Here is a 21,040-nt window from a genome sequence, read left to right on the forward strand (position 1 = left end):
GCTCAGGGTAAAAATAATAAGAAAGGTAGTAGGTACAATGTTAAGAGAAAAGCTAAAAGATGTACTTGAGAACTGGCAGAGCGCTAAAAAGGAAGCCTTTTCTGGGCACCGTCTTGGTCGAGTTATTAGAAACGAGCTTGTTCAAGAAATAGAAAATATTGCTAGCACCAAGGAGAGTGCCTTTGTTTTAAAGGGATCGATCGGTGCTGGGAATTGGGCTGATGTTCCTTGGGTTTCTATCCTGCATAGTGCTATAACTCAGACGACTCAAGGCGGGATTTACCCTGTGTATTTGTTTTGTGCTGATGGAAGCGGGGTATACCTTTCTCTTAACCAAGGTACAACCAAGCTAAAAGAAAAGTTTGGTACCAGAGGGGCTAAGCACGAAGCTAAGAAAAACGCTGACTCAATATACCCATATTGTGAATTGTTGCTAACTCAAAAAGGCTGGACTAAAGGTCCGCTAGACTTAAAAGCAAAGACAATTACTGGTAAATCTTATGAAGAACCTAATGTTGTCGCCAAATTTTACCCTGTAGGGTCTATTCCTTCTGAACAAGAGCTTATTTCGGATCTAGACTCGTTACTTTCAGTTTATGAAAACATTGCACATGACTATCCATTGAATTCTGAAGTCCTGGTTGAAGAGCCAAAAGAGGAGTATGACGTGTTCAAAAACAACGTATATACAAATGCCGCTCCCCTAAATCAAATTCTCTATGGCCCACCGGGAACAGGTAAAACATACCACACTATCGAAGCCGCAGTTCAAGCCGCTGATCCTGACTTTTACGCCAGCATAAACATTGATCCTGAAACCGGTGTATCAGAAGAGCAAAGAGGCTCACTAACGAAAAAATACAAAGCACTGACTGCCGCTGGTCGAATTCGTTTTGTCACATTCCATCAAAGCTATGGGTATGAAGAATTTGTGGAAGGACTTAGTGCTAAAACAGAAGGCGGTCAAATTTCTTACTATGAAAAAGAGGGTGTATTTAAGGCGCTCTGTGAAAAAGCTAAGGACTACCAAGAAACCAAAACCACGGATGAGAAAGATGATTTTGATACATTGTGGGGGCGTTTTCTAAATAGTTTATCTGAACAGGAAGAGGGCGTTCGAATCGACACCGTTCGTACGTTTTTTATAGTGACTGATGTCGATAACAACACAATTCGCTTTGAAAAAGACAAAGGTGAATCAACCCATTCTTTGAGTGTAAAAACCTTAAAAGACATCTTTCATGGTGATCGAGTGATTAATGGAGGGTTGAACCCTTACTATTCTGCTTTGATCAAGCATTTAGAAAAGCTTGCGCATAGTAAGCGCGAAGTCAAAACAGAACGCCAAAACTATGTATTAGTTATCGATGAGATCAATCGAGGTAATATCTCAAAAATTTTTGGGGAACTGATTACCTTGATTGAACCTTCTAAGCGCAAAGGTGCGCAGGAGCCGCTAGAAGTCATCCTACCTTATTCTGGTGATACTTTCTCAGTGCCAGATAACCTATATATCATCGGCACTATGAACACGGCGGACCGTTCATTGGCAATGATGGACACTGCATTACGTCGTCGTTTTGACTTTAAAGAGATGATGCCAAACCCCAAGCTTTTTGCTGATAAAGAAGTTAAGGGCATCAATTTATCTAAATTGCTAGAAACACTAAATAAGCGAATTGAAGTTCTCTATGATCGTGAGCATACGCTCGGTCATGCTTTTTTGTTCCCTGTTTTCAATGAGGTTGATGAAGGTAAGGCGTTTATCGAGCTACAGTCAGCGTTTAAGAACAAGATAATCCCATTATTGGAAGAGTATTTTTATGAAGATTGGAGCAAGATTCGTTTAGTCCTTGGTGACAGTTTGAAGCAAGATGAGAGACTACAATTTTTAAAAAGAACTGAAGACTCCTACAGTGAGTTATTTGGCCCTGAACATGGATTGGAGCTGTATGAGGATTGTAAAGTGACATACTCATTCAAGCCTTTTGGGGCAGGGACTGTTTGGCAAAACCCGGCAGCGTTCAAAGCTATCTACGCAAAAGATAGTGAGTAAGGCTAGTGAAAGCCAAACAAGAAATTACTCTCTTTGAGTATGACTGTTTAGTGAGTGAAGATGTGTTGAAAGATCAGACTGCATCTTCACACGTTAAAGCTATCTCTATATCAGCTTATCAATATCTCAAGCAGCTTTGCTTAAGTAATGAGAATGAAAGAAATCTTCTTCAATTACGTCGTCGAAATGGTATGGAAGTTCTGCAAGTTCAAAACTATGCAGGAGTTATGTTTACGCCAGATAAAACGCAAATTGAAATCTTGCCTAAAATCGGAAAAGGCTTCACAGATGAAGGTAGTGACAACAACTATGATGACGCTTATGTGAAAGCTCGGCACACACTACTAGTAATGTTACGTGCGTTGAAAGGTTTCTCACATATTCAAACCTCGAATGCTAATATTACTCGCCAAAGAATGCCGTTGTTAGAGGTATTTATAGGCCAGTTCTTACAGTCGGTGAACACGCTCGTAAAACGTGGCTTAAGAAGCGACTATGTACGTAGGGAAGACAATTTAGGTTTCTTAAAGGGGAAGCTGAATGTAGGAAAACAAGTTAGGCATAACTCCATTAGTAAGCATAAATTTTACTGTGAGTACGATGAGTTCTTACTCGATCGTCCCGTAAACCGGTTAATGCATAGTGCTCTAAAACGAGTGAAAGGCTATACGCGGAGTGCAGATAATCAGAAGTTGTTACAAGAGCTAGACTTTGTATTTAATGAAATACCAGAGAGTAGGGACTACAGCGTTGATTTTTCAAAAGTCAGGCTTGATAGAGGGATGAGCTACTACCAAATACCTTTAGACTGGTGTCGACTAATCTTAGAAGGTTTTTCTCCACAAACGATGAAAGGTAGTGCTAACGCAGCTTCTCTTTTGTTCCCGATGGAAAAGGTATTTGAAGACTACGTTGCTAAAGTTCTAAAAGAACAACTAGCGGTCAGCCATCCTAAGCTCAGTGTTAGTACACAAGTTACTGGTGAATACCTTGCCCGTTATGACGGTAGAAACAAATTCAGTTTACGCCCGGACTTGATCATTAAGGAAGGGAGCACCAATCAAGTCGTACTCGATACGAAGTGGAAGCTCCTCAATACCAAGTTAAGTAATTCAAATATCTCCCAATCGGATATTTACCAACTGTTTGCTTATGCAAAAAAATACCTTGCGGATGATGAAAGTGGTCAGGATGTGGTGCTGATTTACCCTAGCCAAGACAACTTTGATGAAGCACTGCATTTCCCCTTTGAGTTGGGAGGTGGGCATCAGCTTTGGGTCGTACCATTCGATATATCAGAGAAGGAATATACGGGTATCAGATGGCCATCAGCTTTCCACTTGCCCTCTAGTATTGAAGTTCTTCAACAGCAATCAAACTAATGCGAGTGCGGGAAAGACTCTAAGAGTTGATTGTAATGAACTAGATCAATATGCATGTGATGGATCAATCTATTATTGCGCCATGAATTATGTACTAAGGCTTGGTAGATATTTAGAAAGGTAAGCGTGCCATGAACACCGCATTCTAATCCTTCAGCACGAAGAATAAGATCAACTCTCCAACCCAAAGGAGAGTTGAAATGGCAAAACGACGTACCAACCTAGAATGGCAATCACTGTTTGAGCAATATGAAAGCAGCAGTGTTACCCAACGCGCTTTTTGTGAAGAGCATGGACTGAGTTTATCCACGTTTCTTTGCCAAACGGCGTCAACTCCAAACAGCAAGCCAATCGGAATCTGTCGGATTTGTTAAAGCCGAAATCGTTGAAAAGACAACCAAGTATCAGGCCCAGATAGCTACGGCGAACATGACACTTCTCATCAATGATGTGGAGCTGAGCATTCCTCAAGGCACGCCAGCCACCTATCTTGCTGAACTCATTGGAGCGTTGTCATGAAAGGTATGCTCAGCGCTCCAGACATTTACCTTTATCGTGAAAGCGTCGATTTTAGAAAGTCCATCAACGGCCTTGCAGCGATTATCGAAAATGATACTGACTTGCCTCTTGGCAGCGGTGCGCTGTTCCTGTTTACCAATAAACAGCGCGATAAGATTAAAGTGTTGTACTGGGATAAAACAGGCTTCGCCCTCTAGTATAAACGCCTTGAAAAAGCCAAGTATAAGTGGCCTTCAAAAGAGAAAAATCAGGTGTTTACCCTCACTCAATTTGAGCTTGACAGACTGCTTTCAGGCTTCACAATTATCGGCCACGAACCCATCAAAATAAACGATTTTACAATGAGTTAATCGAGAATAAAGCCTTATTCTCCAAGCGTTAACGGCACGATTTTAGTATAATCAATGCTATGAAAAAGACGCCAAATATCGACCCAGAAAGCCAAGATGTCGGTGTTTTTCAAGGTAGTTGTCATCATTTGCTTACTTATTAAGCAGCTTCTCTTTCTGGATTTAGGTGAACGTCACCAACAGGCGCACAGTTCCTGATATCACCAGACCACCGCTCAGGCTTTCGCTGTTTTGCAGCGAGCAATACCTCTACACGACGCTTCAAGATCTCTTTATCTTTTCCATTGTGACGCTCTGAAGGCGTGACGTAATTTAGCTGACTGTGCTTGTGCTCGGTGTTGTACCAGCGTACGAAGGCTTCAACCCAACTTTGGCTACTATCGATTGTTTCAAAGCCCTTTGTTGGCCAGCTTGGCATGTACTTTACCGTGCGGAACAATGACTCAACATACGGGTTATCATCACTGACTCTTGGGCGACTATACGATGAAGTAATACCTAACTCTTCCATTTTTGCTTTGAACGTCAACGACTTCATCGGCGCACCATTATCTGAGTGAAGAACCAGTGCTTGATTGAAGCACTGCTCTCGCATTAACGTTCGTTGCAGAAGTTGTGACGCTAGCTCACCGCATTCATGCTCATACACTTCATAACCAACAATTTTTCGACTGTAGATGTCCTCAATGACATACAGGTAATAGTGTTGGCCTCGAACCTTTGAAGGTAAGTAAGTGATATCCCACGTATAGACTTGGTTTGAGTCCGTCGCTGTGTAACTGGTTGGCTTCGCTTGCTTCTGTCTGCTCCGCTGACGACCTCGCTTGTGAAGTTACCCCTGCGTACTCAGTACTCGATAGTAGCTCGACTCAGAGGCGATATACTCACCTCTATCAAGCAGTGTCGGGACGATTTGAGTTGGAGGCAAGCTTGCGAACTCAGAGCGGTTACACACCTCGACAATCGCATCACGCTCTTCCTGAGACAGCTTGTTAGCAGGCTCAGGTCTGATGCATATTGGCCTTTTGTCAGCTTGAACTTCTCCTTGCTGATACCAGCGACGATAGGTTCTCAAGTCAATTTGAACTTCATGGCAAGCTAGCTGTAAACGGCATCCGCATTGCTTCGCTTCAAGGATTAGAGTCACTATGGTCTGCCTTTCATCGGTTGAGGTTAGTCGTCCTCTGGCTCTTCCCCGTAAAAGGCTCTCAGCTTTTTTCTTAGTACCAAGAGGGCGGCCGTTTCAGCGAGTGCTTTTTCTTTGAGTCGTAAATCTTTCTTCAAATCTTTGATTTCAAGTTTGTCAGCTTTAGCCTGCTTCTTTGCTTCAGCTTCCTGCTCTTTACTCGACTTAAACCCTTGCATACATTCGCTGCGCCAACTTTGGATTTGTTCAGGGAAAAGACCTTTTTCACGACAATATTGGCTGAGTTCACTTTCGGTCATCGAGTAAGTCTCGGCAACAATGGCGAGTTTAGTTTGAGCAGACCACTGCTCTGATGAAGTGTTGCTATTTGGCACGGCGGCTCCTGAACCTCTGAGTTGCTGGCGCCAATGATACAGGGTCGCAGTGCTAATTCCTTCCTCTTCCGACACTTCTTTCACTGACATCGAATAGGGAGGTAATAGCTTCTTCAAGATAGCTTCTTTTCTTTCTACTGAGATACGAGACACAATTACTCTTTATCGCCCAAACTGGTTAAATTTTAACAGTGACAACTACCCTGCCAGATAGGGATGTTGCCGAGCTACAAGCGATGGTAGCTGCTCTGATGTCGGAGAAAAATGAGTGGAAACAAGAGCGCCAATCGCTGCTTGAACAACTCAAACTCGCCTTCGACCGTCAGTTCGCGAAACGCTCGGAGGCATTAAAGCCTTACGATGAATCACAAGGTGACCTCTTCAACGAAGCGGAATGTGAAGCCGTTAAAGAAGACGAGGTTGAGGTGACAACCACGACCACAACGAAAAAGCGCGGTAAACGTAAACCTCTGCCTAAGACCTTGCCTCGTGAGGTTATCGAACTTGATATAGACGACCATGAAAAGCAGTGCGCTTGCTGCAATCATAGCCTGCATAAAATCGGGGAAGACCGCAGCGAGAAGCTAGAGTTCACGCCAGCGGTACTCAAAGTGTTGGAATATGTTCGTCCTAAGTACGCTTGCCGCCAGTGCGAGAAAACAGGCGACAGCAGCCGAATCGTTCAGAAGCCATCCCCTCAGAGCCTCATCCCTAAAAGCTTCGCCACAGAAAGTTTGCTGACCAACATCATTCTTGGAAAATACCAATACGCGATGCCACTTTATCGTCAAGAATCGCTGTTTACCCAGTCGGGTATCGAGCTATCACGTACCACCATGGCTAGGTGGGTCATCCAAGTCAGTGAGAAGTTCGCCCCGCTGTATGCCGCCTTGAAAGAGCACCTACTTCAACAAGTGGTGGTTCAAGCGGATGAAACGCCGCTCAATGTGCTCAAAGAAGAGAAGCAGTGTTATATGTGGCTCTACTGCTCAGGCGCTGACTCACCCGAAGCGGCACTGCCGAATGTGAAAAATATTGCCTTGTACGACTATCAAAACAGTCGCGCGAGGGCGTGTCCCGTGGACTTTTTAGGTGACTACAACGGTTATCTACAAACCGATGGCTACGCGGCTTATGATGGACTTCATCACGTCACCAAGGTAGGGTGCTTAGCGCATGCTCGTCGCAAGTTCATGGATGCTAAAAAGCTTCAAGGGAAAGGTAAATCGGGCAAGGCTGATAAGGCGCTGGCTAAAATCCAAAAACTCTACGGGATAGAATCACGCTTAAAAGGTGCGCCTGCCGAAGAGCGAAAAGCAGAGCGTCAAGCGCTTGCCAAGCCGATACTGGATGAGCTTTACCAATGGATGACAACCCAGAAGGTGATAGGCTCTAGCCCACTAGGCAAAGCAATAAAGTACACGCTCGGGCAATGGCCTAAACTCATTCGTTATATCGACGATGGTCACTTATCTATCGATAATAATCGCGCTGAACGCGCAATTAAACCGCTGGTTATTGGCAGGAAAAATTGGCTATTCTCCAACACACCAAATGGCGCTGAGGCGAGCGCGATGCTTTACAGTATCGTCGAAACTGCAAAAGCCAACGGCCTTATCCTCTATGACTATATGGTCAAGTGCATGAAAGAGCTAGCAAAAGCAGAGCCCGATATCGACGCACTCCTACCTTGGAACTTCAAACACTGACAAGTCGCCCCGTGGGTTCATGGGACGGATACCCTGTAATTCCTTGTGTTATCTCGTTCTTTATGAACAATCAAAAAAGTCCACTGAATGTGGGCTTTGATGTAGATCTTGTCGTCTTCTAAGCTAAGCTCGAATGATCATTTGCTCGCGCTCAGGACCTACCGATACCATCACGATTGGCACACCCATCAGCTCTTCGATACGAGTAACGTAATCTTGCGCTGCTTGAGGAAGGCTCTCAAACGTGCGGCAACCCGTGATGTCTTCATCCCAGCCAGCCATATCTTCATATACGGGCTTTAGCTCAGCCGTTTGTGGCCAAATCGGGTTCTCAGTATGTTCACCTGAGTAAGCGGTACAGATTTTAAGTTCAGACAAACCAGACAGGCAATCGATCTTAGTCAGTGCTATTTCCGTTGCAGCTTGTAGGTCAACACCGTTGCGAGTTGCCACTGCATCAAAGTAACCCATGTCACGTGGGCGGCCTGTTGTTGCGCCGTATTCGTTAGAGCTTTCGCGGAAGCTATCTTGTTCTTCCATTGCAGTTACTAGCGTGCCAGTACCAACAGACGAGCTGAATGATTTAGCAACAGCGATAACACGTTCAGGACGAAGTGCAGGTAAACCGCTACCAATGCCAGCATAAGCTGCGGTTACATTCGAAGATGTTGTCCAAGGGTATTCACCGTAGACAAGGTCGCGACCTGCGCCTAACTGAGCTTCAAACAGTAGGTTTGCGTCTTGTGATTGCAGCGCTTTAAGCGGCTCAGTTACGTTGCAGATGAACGGGCGCCACGCTTTAGTTACTTCAAGTAGCCATTCTGTCATTTCAGAAGCAGTCTGGGAGAAGTCACATTGAGGGTAGAGCGCTTTAAGCTGAGGCATCTTCCAATCAAGTAGGAATTGAATACGCTGCTCTAAAATTTCAGGTTGATTCAGCCAACCGACAAGAATGCCTTTCTTCATTACACGATCGCCGTACGCTGGTGCAATGCCTTGACGTGTAGAGCCGTAAGCGCCATCGCCCAAACGCTCTTCTTCAAGCGTATCTTCAAGAGCATGTAAAGGGAGACACAGTGTCGCACGATCTGAGATCGCCATTTTCACTTTGATGCCAGCCTCTTGAACTTCTGCAATCTCTTCAGTTAGCGCAGCAGGGCTGATCACCATGCCAGGGCCAAGAACCGCCGTACAATTAGGATTAAAAATACCACTAGGTAGTTGGTGCAGTTTGAATGTACCGAAGTCATTTACCACAGTATGACCTGCATTGTTTCCGCCTTGGAAACGAATGCTAGCAGAAGCTTGGTCTGCTAAAAAATCGACGATGCGGCCTTTGCCTTCATCACCCCAGTTTGCGCCCACAACAACGATAGATGGCATAATTTTTCTCCTAACTGATTGAGGAATCATGTTAGGCCTACAAGGTGGATAAGAGAAATTAATTATCTTTATTATCTTGATAAGGATTTCATATATCCTTAAAGTCTTAAGCTACAAACGAGATTCCCTATCACGTTCGTTCCTCACTGTAGGGAATGACGATGGGGCATTCTTTACTTTTAGGGAATGATATTAGTGACACGAGAGAGAGGACATGATGCTCGATATTAATTTGTTGAAGACGTTTGTGACGCTTGCGGAGTACAAGCATTTTGGGAAAGCGGCCAATGCACTGCACATGACACAACCCAATGTGAGTTTGCACCTAAAACAACTGGAACAACAAACACGCATAAAGTTGATAGAGAGAAGCCCTTTTCAATTGACTCAAGCGGGTGAACGGCTATTGGAAACAAGCCAAAGAACGCTACTCGAACTGCAGATTTGTCAGGCCGATCTCAATGCCATTAACGACCTTAAAATAGGGACGTTAACCATTGCCGTAAGTGACATCATTTCTCGATTTTTGCTAATTCGTCCGTTCCAGAAGTTCAAAGCGCAGTATCCCGGTATTGACCTTACGCTCTTGAATACCACGTCATCTCAGGCATCGAATTTAGTTAAAAATGCTCAAGCGGATATTGGTTTTGTTATCGCCAAAGAGCAGCACAACGAGTCTTTGTATTTCACTAAGCTGCAAGAGCTTTCTTGGTGTGCGCTTGGCGATGGGGTTGATATCCGAGACTCTGATGCAGAGCTCACTTTGATTCTACTAGGTCATGATACGAGAACGCGTGACTTTATTGATGAAGGTTTACCAAGCCTTAATCTACCTAATTATAGGGTGATGGAAGTAGGGAGTGTCGATGCTCAAATCGACTGGGCAGAAGCGGGATTTGGTGTGGCTATTGTCCCGGAGTTTGCGGTATCAACCAAGCAGCACCTGCATTCGAAAGTGACACCATTGACCAACTTCTCGAGCACCAGTCTTGGTTATATTGTTCGGCAGAACCAAGTCTTGTCGAAAGCAACCAAGCAGCTGTTAGGTTGGGTGAATGATGAGATTATTTCATTGCAAAACAAATAAATACAATCATTGAGTTTGACTCAATCAGCCCACCTCGAGTGGGCTTTTTTGTCCCTGGAAAGCCTCGTTTTTACTGAATCAATAATCTTTGGAACAAACTAGCGCTCACCATCAACTATTCGTCCCGCAAATCAGAGTTTCAAAATTTATCGTTGACAAAGTTTGATAATCAAACTAAATTTCAAATTATTACTTTGATTGTCAAATTACTTGTCAATCAAAGGGCTTTTATTTGCAACGATCATCTAACCACAAACACAAGCTAAGGACGCCATTTTGAGTTTTCCAACACGTCACCAACACAACTTTTCTTCACATAACAGTCAAGGTGAGAAACGCACGTTCTATGTCCTGTTATTGACCGTCGTTACCATGGTTGTCGAAATTGTTGCAGGTACTATTTACGGCTCGATGGCATTGCTTGCCGATGGTTGGCACATGGGGACGCACGCCGCAGCGTTTGGTATCACCTTATTTGCATACCGTTATGCGAAGAAACATGCCGAGAGCGAACGTTTCTCTTTCGGTACTGGCAAAGTCAGCGTGTTAGGGGGCTACACCAGCGCGATTGCATTGGGGATTGTGGCATTGTTGATGCTGGTGGAATCAGTACATCGTTTGTTTAACCCACAAGCGATTCAGTTCAATGAAGCGATCATCGTTGCTTGTATTGGTTTAACTGTGAATGTGGTGAGTATGTTTTTACTTGGCGATCACCATCATGATCACGGACACGAGCATGGCCACAATCATAGTAAGAATCACGGTCATTCACATAGCCATGAGCACGACAGCGACCATGGTCATAAACATGGCGAGCATCACGGACACCATCATGATCACAACCTACGCGCAGCCTACATGCATGTGTTGGCGGATACTCTAACTTCGCTGCTTGCGATTGTTGCGCTGCTATTTGGTAAGTTTTACGGTTGGAACTGGTTAGATGCAGCAATGGGAATGGTTGGCGCATTCGTGATTGCTAAGTGGACGATGAACCTTATGAAACAAACCAGCCCAATCCTGCTGGATGAGAATATCGACCAAGATTATCGTGACTCAGTGACCAAAACCTTAACGCCTTATGCGTCGGTCACCGATTTCCATATGTGGAAGGTGAGTGGGCATCACTATTCAGCAGCGATTACTCTTGAATCAAACAGTGATAAAACCGTCTCTGAATATAAACAAATGCTCGCCAAGTTTGATAAGATTAATCATCTTACTCTTGAAGTGCATTCAAACGACCATGCGAAATATAGAACAGCTTAACCAAATACTGACTGAGTTCTACGATAAAATGTCTTCGTGGGAGCAGTCTGTTGTCAAAGAGACGGGTTATTCCCTGGCTCAAGTACACACCATTGAAGTACTTGGTATGCATGGTGCGTTAAGAATGAAAGAGCTCGCTGAAAAGTTGGGTATTACCACGGGTACACTTACTGTTCAAATAGAAAAGTTGGTTAAAGCTGAATTGATTGAGCGCCATGAACACCCAACAGATCGTCGTGCGATTGTGGTTGCCTTGACGGATGAAGGGCAGAAGATACACGTTCACCACAATCAGCTTCACTTGAATTTGGTTAATGAGCTGACGCAAGATATCGAAGAAGACGAGAAAGCGGTGTTATTGAAGTGCCTAACCAAGATGGTAAAAGCGTTTTAGCCAGCCTTGAATTCGCACCTAACTCTTTAGCTGCAAAGCGATTGACTAGAAAATCAAAAGATGGACCTGACTCGAATTGAGTAGGTCCATTTTTTTCGCCGTTTACGCTCTACTGTACAATCATCAATAGACGGATTCACTGTTTAAAAACCAAGTCAAAACCTCCAATATTGCGCTTCGCTCGTGCTCTTCTGGAGAGCCAAAAAAATGTCATCATAAATAATGCATCCAAATGTGCGTCAAAGTCTTTTAATTCAATGCCTTGTATACCATGACATTCAAGCCATTTATGTTCCGTCAAATAGCTGTCTCTCACTTTTATCATTCAACTAATGTACATGTATTCAATTTGTGTTATTGATGCTTTTATCTTTAGTGAAAAGATTCATTCTCTGTTTGAATACCATTGAGAATGTCACTGCTGGTGGGCTGAACAGTCGCTAGATTTAGTGCTCATTACTGATACAAAAAATATAACAATAACCAGGTCGCGCAAGTTGGATATCCATTCTTTGATGCGATTTATTTAGATACTCATAGTTAATTTAGTAAAGACGAGCCACGTATATGAACATAAAGAAAAAGCTCTATTCGTTGGGGATGTTCTCCATCTTCGGCATGATTTCACTGCTGTTTACCACATCACAATTTGCAGACACTACCGCTCAAATGAGCGAAGCCAAACAAATTACCAAAGAGCTTGAAGTGCGTTTGCTCAACCTTCGCCGTAACGAGAAAGATTTTTTACTGCGTAGCGATATGAAATACCTCGACAAGTTCGACGTAAACTACAAAAAATTCTTAGCGTCTGAATCTGAGCTAGATACAGTGCTCAGTGATTTAGGTTTAGCCAACAGCACACACCTACGTGAAGACATCGAAACTTACCACACCAGCTTTGTTAACTTAGTTAAAGCGAGCGAAGTCTATGGGCTATCACGTGACAAAGGTATGCTAGGCGAGTTTCATGTTTTGCTCGATAACATCAGCGCGACAGCCAGTGCGGAACAAAAAATCGAGCTTTACCTGTTCAATGACTTAATTGAGAAGGGGGAGTTTGACCCGAGTGTTCTTTCTATAACTTCAAATATGAGTAGCTCAGCTGCTTTGATTGACGCTGCTCGCCAAGTGGTTGAGCAAAAGCGAGTGATTGGCTTGAAGCACAACGAAGGTCTGCTTGGGCAAGCTCGCTCGGGTTCTCATGCTATCGAAACTCAATTTAAAGAGTTCTCCGCGGTGCTAGACCAACAAACGCAGCAAGAGATGGACAAGCTATCGCTGATCAACAACATCCTTTGCGTCACGCTACTCGTGTCGATCATTCTGTTCAGCTGGTTAATCGTCCGTTCTATCATTGGTAAAATTGAGTCACTGCTTTCGGTGATTCGTAACATCGTTGATTCTAACGACGTGTCTATTCGTTCGCACCTTGATGGCAAAGACGAACTCAGCACTTTAGGCCAATACTTCAACCAACTGTTGGATCAACTGGAAGGGCTTATCGCTGCCTCTCAATCTAAGTCACTGCAACTGACACAAAGCACATCGAACATGCATGATGAGCTAGAGTCAGTAATCAAACAGTTTGAAGTTCAAGCAAATCACACATCTACAATGACAACGTCAGTTCAAGAGATGGTACTCACCATTGGCGAGATCTCTGAAAGCACATCGGTTGCCGCTGAAGGTGTACATCAAGCGAAAGTGAATGCCGATAAAGGCCGTGAAGTGGTGGTTGAAACCATCAGCAACATCACCCAGTTGTCTGAACGTCTTTCAAGCAGCCAAGATTCGATCAGTTCACTGAACCATCATGTTGACCAGATCGGCGATGCAGTAAACATCATCCAAGGCATTGCAGAACAAACTAACCTATTGGCATTGAACGCAGCAATTGAAGCAGCACGTGCGGGTGAACAAGGTCGTGGCTTTGCGGTAGTTGCCGATGAAGTACGCGCACTAGCAAGCAGAACGCATCAATCGACCACAGAGATAACTTCCGTGGTGAGTGCAATTCAAAGCCAGATGCAGGCGTCGATGACAGAGATTGGCGAGTGTAATCAACAAGGTCAACTAACGCTGAAAGATTCGGAAGAGCTGGATGCGAGCTTGCAACTTATCTTGAGCGACATGGAAAGCATCCAAGGTAATTCAGAACGTATTGCTTCAGCGATTGAAGAGCAGGGCGCAGTAATGGCGCAAGTGAGTGACTCAATTACTGAGCTGAACACTATCTCGAACGACAATAACGCTTCGGCGCAGCATTGCTTAGTTGAAGTGGACAAGGTAGCAGAGCAAGCGAACGATATGGACCAAGCGGTCGCGCAGTTCAAGACTTCATAAACAACATAGAACTTACTAAAACAAAAGGCGTGGATCATCTACGCCTTTTTTGTGCCTGAAATTCAAATAGATAAATGACGAGAATAAAAAAACGGCCCGATCTGGGGGAAGATCTGGGCCGTTATATTACGTATTAAAGGGGGGACTACTTATTTCGGCCTTCCAGCACATCCAGTGCCAGTTCAACCGCTTTATCAATATTGTCGCATCCCGCTAACTTACCTGAGCTGATAGGACCAAGCACATTAGCGTATAACGAGAGCTGCTTGTTAAATGGCAGGCTCAACTGCTCATATAAACGCTGGCGAATCTCGGCATGTTGCTCAGGAGCGTGAGCAGCAAGGCTTTTCAAAGTGTCATAAACAAGAGTGGTGGTAGTGTTCATTCGTCTCTTTATCTTTGAGTGGGGGATTTCTATTTTAATATCATTTGGGTACAAGTTGCTGTGATATATGTCATACAATAAGTCAAATAAACTTAGGGTGAGCATTTTGGTCTTAACTGACAAGTGAGAAATCATCAATGATTTTTAACGCACCTGAAAAATCATTGTTTATGTTGAAAGAATGTTGAAATGCAATGACTTCACAACCACTAGCTAAACCAGCCTGAAGTCCTGGAGCCGAGTCTTCAAAGATAATGGTTTTACTTGCGGTTACATTTAATCTAGATAGCGCCAACAAATAAGCTTCCGGATCTGGCTTGTGCATTGAAACATGCTCTTTAGCGATGACAAGATCAAACAAGTGCTCAAGTTTACAAGCTTCCAGTATTTGGTTAGCCATCCACTGTTGCGCAGAAGTTACAACCGCACATCGCTTCCCAGAAGATTTTAGTTGCTGTAGGAGGCCAACGACACCTTTATTGATAGATAATCTTTGTGAAAGGAGTAATTGATAATGTTCCTTAAATTTATCGTTAAACTCTTGTCTCTCTGGTTCGATTTCTCCAACTTTGAAAAAATACTGAACGACATTTTCCCATTTCATACCCATTACATTTTGATAAATACGGTGGTCAACGATGGAACCATAGTCTTTACAGGTCAGCGCTAATGCTTGGCCTTTGAGCGGCTCGGAGTTTACTAATGTTCCATCCATATCAAAGATAAAGGCGTCGTAATAAAGTTTTATTGGTTCCATTTCAATACGTTAACTCAGGATTAATTCGTTAATGGTGGGTAGCATTCAATAATCTCGACGCCATCGTCTGTTTCTATCGTGATATTTTCAATGCCAGCCGGGCAGAAAAATTTATCGTACTTATTGAGTACTAAAATTTCTTCGTCTAATTTAATCGTACAACTGCCAGCAGCAATAACACCGACATAAAAGTCGTTCTCAGATTTGGTGATGCTGCTAATGACTTTTGTGCGACAAACTCGATATCTGTCGGTTGTTTTGTCATCAATGAGAGACTCTTTTACCGATCCGTCAGCATAAGCTGTTAATAGTTGAGGTGTCTTTTTGTTCTGAGTTGCCACAGCTTCAACCGACTTCTCTGAATAGTCAAAAACATCAAGGCAAAAGTCCAAATCTCGCTTCATGTAGCGAGCTTCTTCAGGAAGTGTATAACCAGCTCGTTCAAACTCAAATCGAACAGCCCAGTCCGATGGTTCCATTATCTCAATCATTAGAATGCCTTCGCCAATCGCGTGAGGCATTCCTCCTGGAATAAAGTAACACTCACCAGGAGATACTTTGATTTTTTCGAAGCAAGTTTTCAGTCGGTTAATGTCTTGTTCAACAATGATCTCTTTCAACGTTTCTTTAGTCGGAGGCGTCTGAAATCCGAGATAAATATAAGGATCATCAATCTCCTCACGAACTTGTAAAATATAGTAGGCTTCAGCCTTGCCTGAATTTGAATCTAGGTGCTTTTGGGCAAACTCTCTGGTTGGGTGTGCTTGGAAATGTAAGCGAATTGAAGAGTCTAGAAACTTAATCAAAACCATAGGGTTAGGACCGAATCTACTGAAGTGCTCTTTACCTAAAAAATACTCAGGATCTAGATCTAATAATTCGGCGAAATCGAGTGAGTGATCGCCGATAATCGCAGTTGATTGACCTTCACTGATTGTTTCTCGACCTGGGTTAACGGCTTTAGTGACCGATGCAATCCAGTCTTCAGGAAAATGAGAGTCGACCGGAACGCTTTCGTTATTAATTTGGTCTAAAACCTTACCACCACTGTAAGAGCGCCAAACGCGGTTCTGACCAAATCGAATCAACTTATTTTTGTATTCCATGCCTAGCCCTTTAAGTTCAGTGTTTTTGTTAAGTTATGTAAAGTTTGCATTGCACCAACCTCTTGAATACATTCGAAAAGGTCGACTATCTTATTTACGAATTCGGCATCTGCAAGAAGGCTAGATTCAAAAATACCATCAATGCTTAATAAAGAAATGACAGCTTCACGAGGCGTTTTACTTTCTTGTTTGATTTGCTTGAACACGCCAGCCATTGGATCATGAACCTCGATAGCATCGCCGTTGTCATCCATGCCAATCACATAAGCCATCCACCCTGCAATGCCCAACTCTAACCAAGTTGTTTGAACAGCATTTTCACGGTTATATTTGAGAGATTCACAAAATCGTGGTGGTAATTTCTGACTTCCGTCCATTGCTATCTGAGAGGTAAGGTGTTTTAAATTTGGGTTAGAGAAACGTTCAATCAGCGAATCTGCGTAAGCTGCAATGTCAGTTTCCTTTGGTAACGACAATGAAGGCGTTTGCTCATTCATCATGAAGTCTAGAATCACCTTCTTAAAATATGGGTCTGAAATCGCTTCTGACACATACTTATAACCACTCAAGTATCCCAAGTACGCAAGAAGTGAGTGACTACCATTTAGCATGCGTAGCTTCATCTCTTCAAAAGGTATGACATCATCGACAAATTGCGCGCCCACTTCATCCCAATTTGGTCGACCAATTGCAAACTTATCTTCTATTACCCATTGTCGAAAAGGTTCACAAGCGATGGCACATGGATCCGAGTAGCCGATAGCTGTTTCTATATAAGATAAGCTTTCTTTACTCGCCGCTGGAACAATACGGTCTACCATAGTGTTTGGGAATGTGACATTAGCCTCTATCCAAGAATACAACTCCAAGTCGACCAATTTTGCAAAACTAAGAATAGCCGACTTCGCTACTTCTCCATTGTTTTGAATATTGTCGCAAGACAATACGGTGAACGCGTTAATATTCCTTTCTTTTCTGAGTCTTAAACCTTCAACGATATAACCGATGGCGGACACTGGACGAGAAGGTGAGTCGAGATCGAGCTGGATGAGACGATTGTTAACATCAAGAGAGCCAGTACTTGGTTCAATGCAATAGCCTTTTTCTGTGATAGTCATTGAGACTATACGAACGTTTGGATTCGCAATTTTTTCGATGATAGTCGACTGACCGTCTAGATCTGGATGTAAGGATTGAGTGATTGCCTTTGATATTTTTATTTGTTCGCTTGTCGCACCTCTCTCCAAAACAGTGTAGCAATGACCTTGCTCTCTTAACTGCTGAATAAGCGATTGTGAACCAAATAAGTTAATGGAACAGATCGTCCAGTTAGACTTTTTATTGTCTAACAATTCGCTTGTATATAAAGCTTGATGAGCTCGATGAAAAGCCCCTAAGCCAATGTGAACAATTCTCTGTTCTTCTTTTAAGTATTGATTTAAAACATTTTTATTCATACTTCCGCACTCTCACTCCAATTTTTAAAATCAGACGGCTATAAAAATTACCATTAGAGAGTAACATTCATTTGTATTATTTAAACGGCATATCATCAGAGATTTATTTTTTTGTGAGAAGTGTCAACCAATTGGTAGACCAATTTTGACAGCCAATATCTAGGGGCGATATAAAAGAAAGCGAAAGGTGTTTAGTTTTTAAATATCACGGTTAGGGATCATTATGAATATCGATATACTTATAGTTATAGGCTACTTCGTTTTCCTCCTCGGAGTAGGTTGGATGTTTCGATCAGCAACGTCATCGACAAGTGATTACTTTAGGGGGGGAGGCAAAATGTTGTGGTGGATGGTTGGGTCCACAGCATTTCTTCAAGCACTGAGTGCTATGACGTTTACTGGCGTAATGGGAAAAGCTCTTGATGTTGGCTTATCCATCTCTGTTATCTTTTTTGCGAATGCTCTTGGTTACTTTTGTAACTACTTATTCTTTGCTGCAAGAGCTCGACAGATGCGAGTTATCAGTCCAATCCAAGGCATTCGCAAACGTTTTGGTCCTGTTAGCGAGCAAGTTGTAACGTGGGCGACGGTACCGTCGAGTGTACTTCAGGCTGCGCTATGGCTGAATGCATTAGCGATCTTTGCAAGTGCGGTATTTAATATCCCAATTGAAACAACGATAGTTGCTGCGGGTATGGTTGTACTTCTTATGTCTCTGGTCGGCGGAAGTTGGGCTGTAGTTGCATCAGACTTTATACAGATGATCATCATTACTGTTGTTACCTTCATAGCGACAATCGTAGCGATATACAAATCTGGTGGTGTAGCACCAATCCTAGAAGCGGGTTTGCCTGATCAAGGGTTTGTTGGAGAAGGGTATAGCTATACCTACTTATTTGTTGGCTGGTTTATCTGTATTTTCATCAAACAGTTCTTCAGTACAAACAATATGATTGATTCTTACCGCTATATTGCAGCAAAAGATACTAATAATGCACGTAAAGCTGCAATCCTAGCGTGTTGTCTAATGGCGTTTGGACCTTTCATTTGGTTCCTTCCTGCTTGGTATGTAAGCGGAAATTACCCAGATATGTCTACATGGGGCCTCGATGTTCTAGGCAAAGATATTTCTAATGCCACTTATTTTGTCTTCGTTCGTAACGAGATGCCCGTTGGGATGGTTGGCTTGATGATGTCAGCTATGTTTGCTGCAACCATGTCGTCAATGGACTCTGCATTAAATAGAAATGCCGGCATATTCATTAAAAACGTTTATGAACCTTACATGGCAAAAGACAAATCAGATAAATCGATCTTGTTTGCAAGTAAAGTTTCTACCGTGGTATTCGGCTTGTTGATTATTGTTTGTGGCTTGTTCATGAGCAAACTGCAAGATTTTGGTCTATTTGATGCACTTATGATGGTGAGTACGCTTGTCGCGTTCCCTGTGCTTATTCCGTCACTGCTTTGTTTCTTTATCAAGAAGACTCCAGATTGGTCATGTTGGGCAACCATTGCCGTAGGCGCTTGTGTTTCAGCCGTTATTGCTTCAACAAATGCACCAATGATCGAAAGCCTGTTTAATTTATCTGAACCATTGTCTAGTCGTGAATTCGCTGAAATGAAATCGATAACCATGGGCGTAACAGGGCACATTATTATCACAGGTGGTTTCTTCTTGCTGACTCAACTTTTCTATAAAGAGCCAACAGGTAAGCGTGCTGAAGAAATCGCAGAGTTCTTTAGTAATGCAGAAACTCCAGTAATTGTAGAAGATTCGCCTCAAAGCTTCGAAGCTGATAGACAACAGTACATTTTACTTGGTCGAGTGTTATTGGCGACAAGTGCAGCGCTTCTCCTATTAACGCTGATACCAAACCCTATGTGGGGAAGAATGTTATTTGTATTAATGGCAGCGATTGTCGGGTTTATATCTTGGCTATTACTACGAGCTGGTAAGTTAAATGATGTAAAACTAAAAGCTTACACTGTCTAATTAAATAAAATATCAGATGAAGCCTTAATAAGGCTTCATCAAAAAAATTAATAATAGGTAATAACTTATGAAGCAAACTTGGCGATGGTATGGTCCAAATGATATTGTAACGCTTAATGATATTCGTCAGGCTGGGGCAACAGGAATCGTAACGGCATTACATCATATTAAGAATGGTGAAATATGGTCTAAAGAAGAAATACTAAAACGTAAAAAGTTAATAGAAGAAAATTCACTTACATGGGAAGTTGTCGAAAGTATCCCTGTTCATGAAGAGATCAAGACTCAAACTGGAAATTTCATTCAATGGATAGAGCACTATAAGCAATCTATTATCAATTTATCTGAATGCGGAGTTGATACAGTTTGCTATAACTTTATGCCAGTTCTTGATTGGACGAGAACAGATTTAGAGTATGTACTCCCAGATGGCTCAAAAGCATTAAGGTTTGACCATATTGACTTTGCTGTTTTTGAGCTATGCATACTAGAACGAGAAGGTGCACATGAAGAGTATTCAAAAGAAGACATTGCACTTGCTCGAACTCGTTTTTCTAACATGCCTGATGACAAAATTGCACAGCTAACATCGAATATCATCGCTGGTCTACCAGGTGCGGAAGAAGGCTATACTCTTCAGCAGTTTAGAGAGCAACTGGATCAGTACCAACACATTGACGGCAATAAGTTACGTGAAAATTTAGTTTACTTCCTAAACGAAATTACCCCAGTGTGTGAAGAGTACGGCGTGAAGTTGGCCATTCACCCTGATGATCCACCACGCCCAATTCTTGGTTTACCGCGAGTGGTATCTACGATTGAAGATATCGAATTCTTGACGCATCGTGTACCGAGCAAAATGAACGGTATTACTATGTGTACCGGGTCTTATGGCGTGCGAGACGATAACGATCTTGTGAAGATGATTGAAACTTTTGGTGATCGAATTTATTTCACGCATCTGCGTTCAACAAAGCGCGAAGAAGAACCCGGCAACTTCCATGAAGCAGCTCATCTCAATGGTGATGTTGATATGTATGAAGTGATATTTGCACTTCTTAAAGAAGAAAATCGTCGTACTAATAATGGACAAAGTGATTTAATTCCAATGCGGCCTGATCATGGTCACCAAATTATTGACGACTTAAATAAAAAAACAAACCCAGGGTATTCTTGCATAGGCCGTTTAAAAGGCTTAGCTGAGATTCGTGGTGTCGAGTATGCATTGACTCGGTCTCATTTTAATTAATGTGTTTTCAATTCGATATTGGGTTTTTAAATTAAGCTAACCCAGGGATATTATCGGATTAGCTTATTTAGTGT

General features: G+C 42.8%; 14 protein-coding genes and 3 pseudogenes. 11 read left to right on the top strand and 6 right to left on the bottom strand.

The genetic code is table 11. The features are described from left to right. Positions 1-37: 37 nt before the first annotated feature. From BCU07_RS05450 to tnpB, 4 genes and pseudogenes are all read left to right on the top strand, one after another. The gene (locus tag BCU07_RS05450) at positions 38-2,056 is read left to right on the top strand and encodes an MrcB family domain-containing protein (RefSeq protein ID WP_102427830.1); all 2,019 of its coding nucleotides are present in this window, start codon (positions 38-40) and stop codon (positions 2,054-2,056) included. 5 nt (positions 2,057-2,061) lie between these two features. After that, positions 2,062-3,438 carry an McrC family protein gene (locus BCU07_RS05455; protein WP_102427831.1) on the top strand — a complete coding sequence of 459 codons (1,377 nt, stop codon included), beginning with the start codon at positions 2,062-2,064 and terminating at the stop codon, positions 3,436-3,438. 200 nt (positions 3,439-3,638) lie between these two features. Further along, positions 3,639-3,957, top strand: a pseudogene (gene tnpA, locus BCU07_RS05460) (IS66 family insertion sequence element accessory protein TnpA). A 5-nt stretch (positions 3,958-3,962) separates the two neighbouring features. Further along, positions 3,963-4,307 (top strand): annotated as a pseudogene (gene tnpB / locus BCU07_RS05465) (IS66 family insertion sequence element accessory protein TnpB). 139 nt (positions 4,308-4,446) lie between these two features. On the opposite strand, the pseudogene BCU07_RS05470 reads toward tnpB, so the two are convergent. Next, positions 4,447-5,981 (bottom strand): annotated as a pseudogene (locus BCU07_RS05470) (IS3 family transposase). An 83-nt stretch (positions 5,982-6,064) separates the two neighbouring features. Here BCU07_RS05470 and tnpC point away from each other — a divergent pair. Then, entirely contained in the window at positions 6,065-7,537 is a 1,473-nt protein-coding gene (gene tnpC / locus BCU07_RS05475; RefSeq protein WP_413286165.1) for an IS66 family transposase, read from the top strand. Between the two features lie 123 nt (positions 7,538-7,660). Here the strand turns inward: tnpC and BCU07_RS05480 are convergent, their stop codons facing one another. Continuing rightward, positions 7,661-8,920: an adenylosuccinate synthase gene (locus BCU07_RS05480; protein ID WP_017059182.1), complete on the bottom strand. Its 1,260-nt coding sequence runs from the start codon at positions 8,918-8,920 to the stop codon at positions 7,661-7,663. A 214-nt stretch (positions 8,921-9,134) separates the two neighbouring features. Here BCU07_RS05480 and BCU07_RS05485 point away from each other — a divergent pair, with 214 nt between their 5' ends. From BCU07_RS05485 to BCU07_RS05500, 4 genes are all read left to right on the top strand, one after another. Further along, the gene (locus BCU07_RS05485; protein WP_017068305.1) at positions 9,135-10,007 is read left to right on the top strand and encodes a LysR family transcriptional regulator; all 873 of its coding nucleotides are present in this window, start codon (positions 9,135-9,137) and stop codon (positions 10,005-10,007) included. A gap of 276 nt (positions 10,008-10,283) precedes the next feature. Next, positions 10,284-11,279 carry a CDF family Co(II)/Ni(II) efflux transporter DmeF gene (gene dmeF, locus BCU07_RS05490; protein WP_017059184.1) on the top strand — a complete coding sequence of 332 codons (996 nt, stop codon included), beginning with the start codon at positions 10,284-10,286 and terminating at the stop codon, positions 11,277-11,279. Next, positions 11,257-11,673, top strand: a complete 417-nt coding sequence (locus BCU07_RS05495; protein WP_017059185.1) for a MarR family winged helix-turn-helix transcriptional regulator — start codon at positions 11,257-11,259, stop codon at positions 11,671-11,673. The genes dmeF and BCU07_RS05495 overlap by 23 nt, the downstream gene beginning before the upstream one ends. 618 nt (positions 11,674-12,291) lie before the next feature. Beyond that, positions 12,292-14,016: a methyl-accepting chemotaxis protein gene (locus BCU07_RS05500; RefSeq protein WP_102428734.1), complete on the top strand. Its 1,725-nt coding sequence runs from the start codon at positions 12,292-12,294 to the stop codon at positions 14,014-14,016. Positions 14,017-14,161: 145 nt separating this feature from the next. Here the strand turns inward: BCU07_RS05500 and BCU07_RS05505 are convergent, their stop codons facing one another. The 4 genes from BCU07_RS05505 to BCU07_RS05520 form a co-directional block, all read right to left on the bottom strand. Next, positions 14,162-14,401 carry a PAS factor family protein gene (locus BCU07_RS05505; RefSeq protein ID WP_004733935.1) on the bottom strand — a complete coding sequence of 80 codons (240 nt, stop codon included), beginning with the start codon at positions 14,399-14,401 and terminating at the stop codon, positions 14,162-14,164. 112 nt (positions 14,402-14,513) lie between these two features. Beyond that, positions 14,514-15,158, bottom strand: a complete 645-nt coding sequence (locus BCU07_RS05510) for an HAD family hydrolase (protein ID WP_065583616.1) — start codon at positions 15,156-15,158, stop codon at positions 14,514-14,516. A 20-nt stretch (positions 15,159-15,178) separates the two neighbouring features. After that, positions 15,179-16,264: a class I mannose-6-phosphate isomerase gene (locus BCU07_RS05515; protein WP_065583617.1), complete on the bottom strand. Its 1,086-nt coding sequence runs from the start codon at positions 16,262-16,264 to the stop codon at positions 15,179-15,181. A gap of 2 nt (positions 16,265-16,266) precedes the next feature. Then, on the bottom strand, positions 16,267-17,721 hold the full coding sequence (locus tag BCU07_RS05520; protein WP_102333272.1) for a mannitol dehydrogenase family protein: 1,455 nt from the start codon (positions 17,719-17,721) through the stop codon (positions 16,267-16,269). 223 nt (positions 17,722-17,944) lie between these two features. Between BCU07_RS05520 and BCU07_RS05525 the strand changes: the two genes are divergently transcribed. Both BCU07_RS05525 and uxuA read left to right on the top strand, forming a co-directional pair. Beyond that, positions 17,945-19,717: a sodium:solute symporter family transporter gene (locus tag BCU07_RS05525; protein ID WP_065583619.1), complete on the top strand. Its 1,773-nt coding sequence runs from the start codon at positions 17,945-17,947 to the stop codon at positions 19,715-19,717. Between the two features lie 67 nt (positions 19,718-19,784). Continuing rightward, positions 19,785-20,966 carry a mannonate dehydratase gene (uxuA, locus tag BCU07_RS05530; protein WP_065583620.1) on the top strand — a complete coding sequence of 394 codons (1,182 nt, stop codon included), beginning with the start codon at positions 19,785-19,787 and terminating at the stop codon, positions 20,964-20,966. Positions 20,967-21,040: the final 74 nt, after the last annotated feature.

This window comes from Vibrio sp. 10N.261.54.E10, from assembly GCF_002877735.2.
GTDB classification, from domain to species: domain Bacteria; phylum Pseudomonadota; class Gammaproteobacteria; order Enterobacterales; family Vibrionaceae; genus Vibrio; species Vibrio crassostreae_C.

Coding starts and splice junctions, on each gene's coding strand:
- BCU07_RS05450 (WP_102427830.1), top strand. CDS start 38: ATGTTAAGAGAAAAGCTAAAAGATGTACTTGAGAACTGGCAGAGCGCT.
- tnpC (WP_413286165.1), top strand. CDS start 6,065: ATGGTAGCTGCTCTGATGTCGGAGAAAAATGAGTGGAAACAAGAGCGC.
- BCU07_RS05480 (WP_017059182.1), bottom strand. CDS start 8,920: ATGCCATCTATCGTTGTTGTGGGCGCAAACTGGGGTGATGAAGGCAAA.
- BCU07_RS05485 (WP_017068305.1), top strand. CDS start 9,135: ATGATGCTCGATATTAATTTGTTGAAGACGTTTGTGACGCTTGCGGAG.
- BCU07_RS05495 (WP_017059185.1), top strand. CDS start 11,257: ATGCGAAATATAGAACAGCTTAACCAAATACTGACTGAGTTCTACGAT.
- BCU07_RS05500 (WP_102428734.1), top strand. CDS start 12,292: ATGATTTCACTGCTGTTTACCACATCACAATTTGCAGACACTACCGCT.
- BCU07_RS05505 (WP_004733935.1), bottom strand. CDS start 14,401: ATGAACACTACCACCACTCTTGTTTATGACACTTTGAAAAGCCTTGCT.
- BCU07_RS05510 (WP_065583616.1), bottom strand. CDS start 15,158: ATGGAACCAATAAAACTTTATTACGACGCCTTTATCTTTGATATGGAT.
- BCU07_RS05515 (WP_065583617.1), bottom strand. CDS start 16,264: ATGGAATACAAAAATAAGTTGATTCGATTTGGTCAGAACCGCGTTTGG.
- BCU07_RS05520 (WP_102333272.1), bottom strand. CDS start 17,721: ATGAATAAAAATGTTTTAAATCAATACTTAAAAGAAGAACAGAGAATT.
- BCU07_RS05525 (WP_065583619.1), top strand. CDS start 17,945: ATGAATATCGATATACTTATAGTTATAGGCTACTTCGTTTTCCTCCTC.
- uxuA (WP_065583620.1), top strand. CDS start 19,785: ATGAAGCAAACTTGGCGATGGTATGGTCCAAATGATATTGTAACGCTT.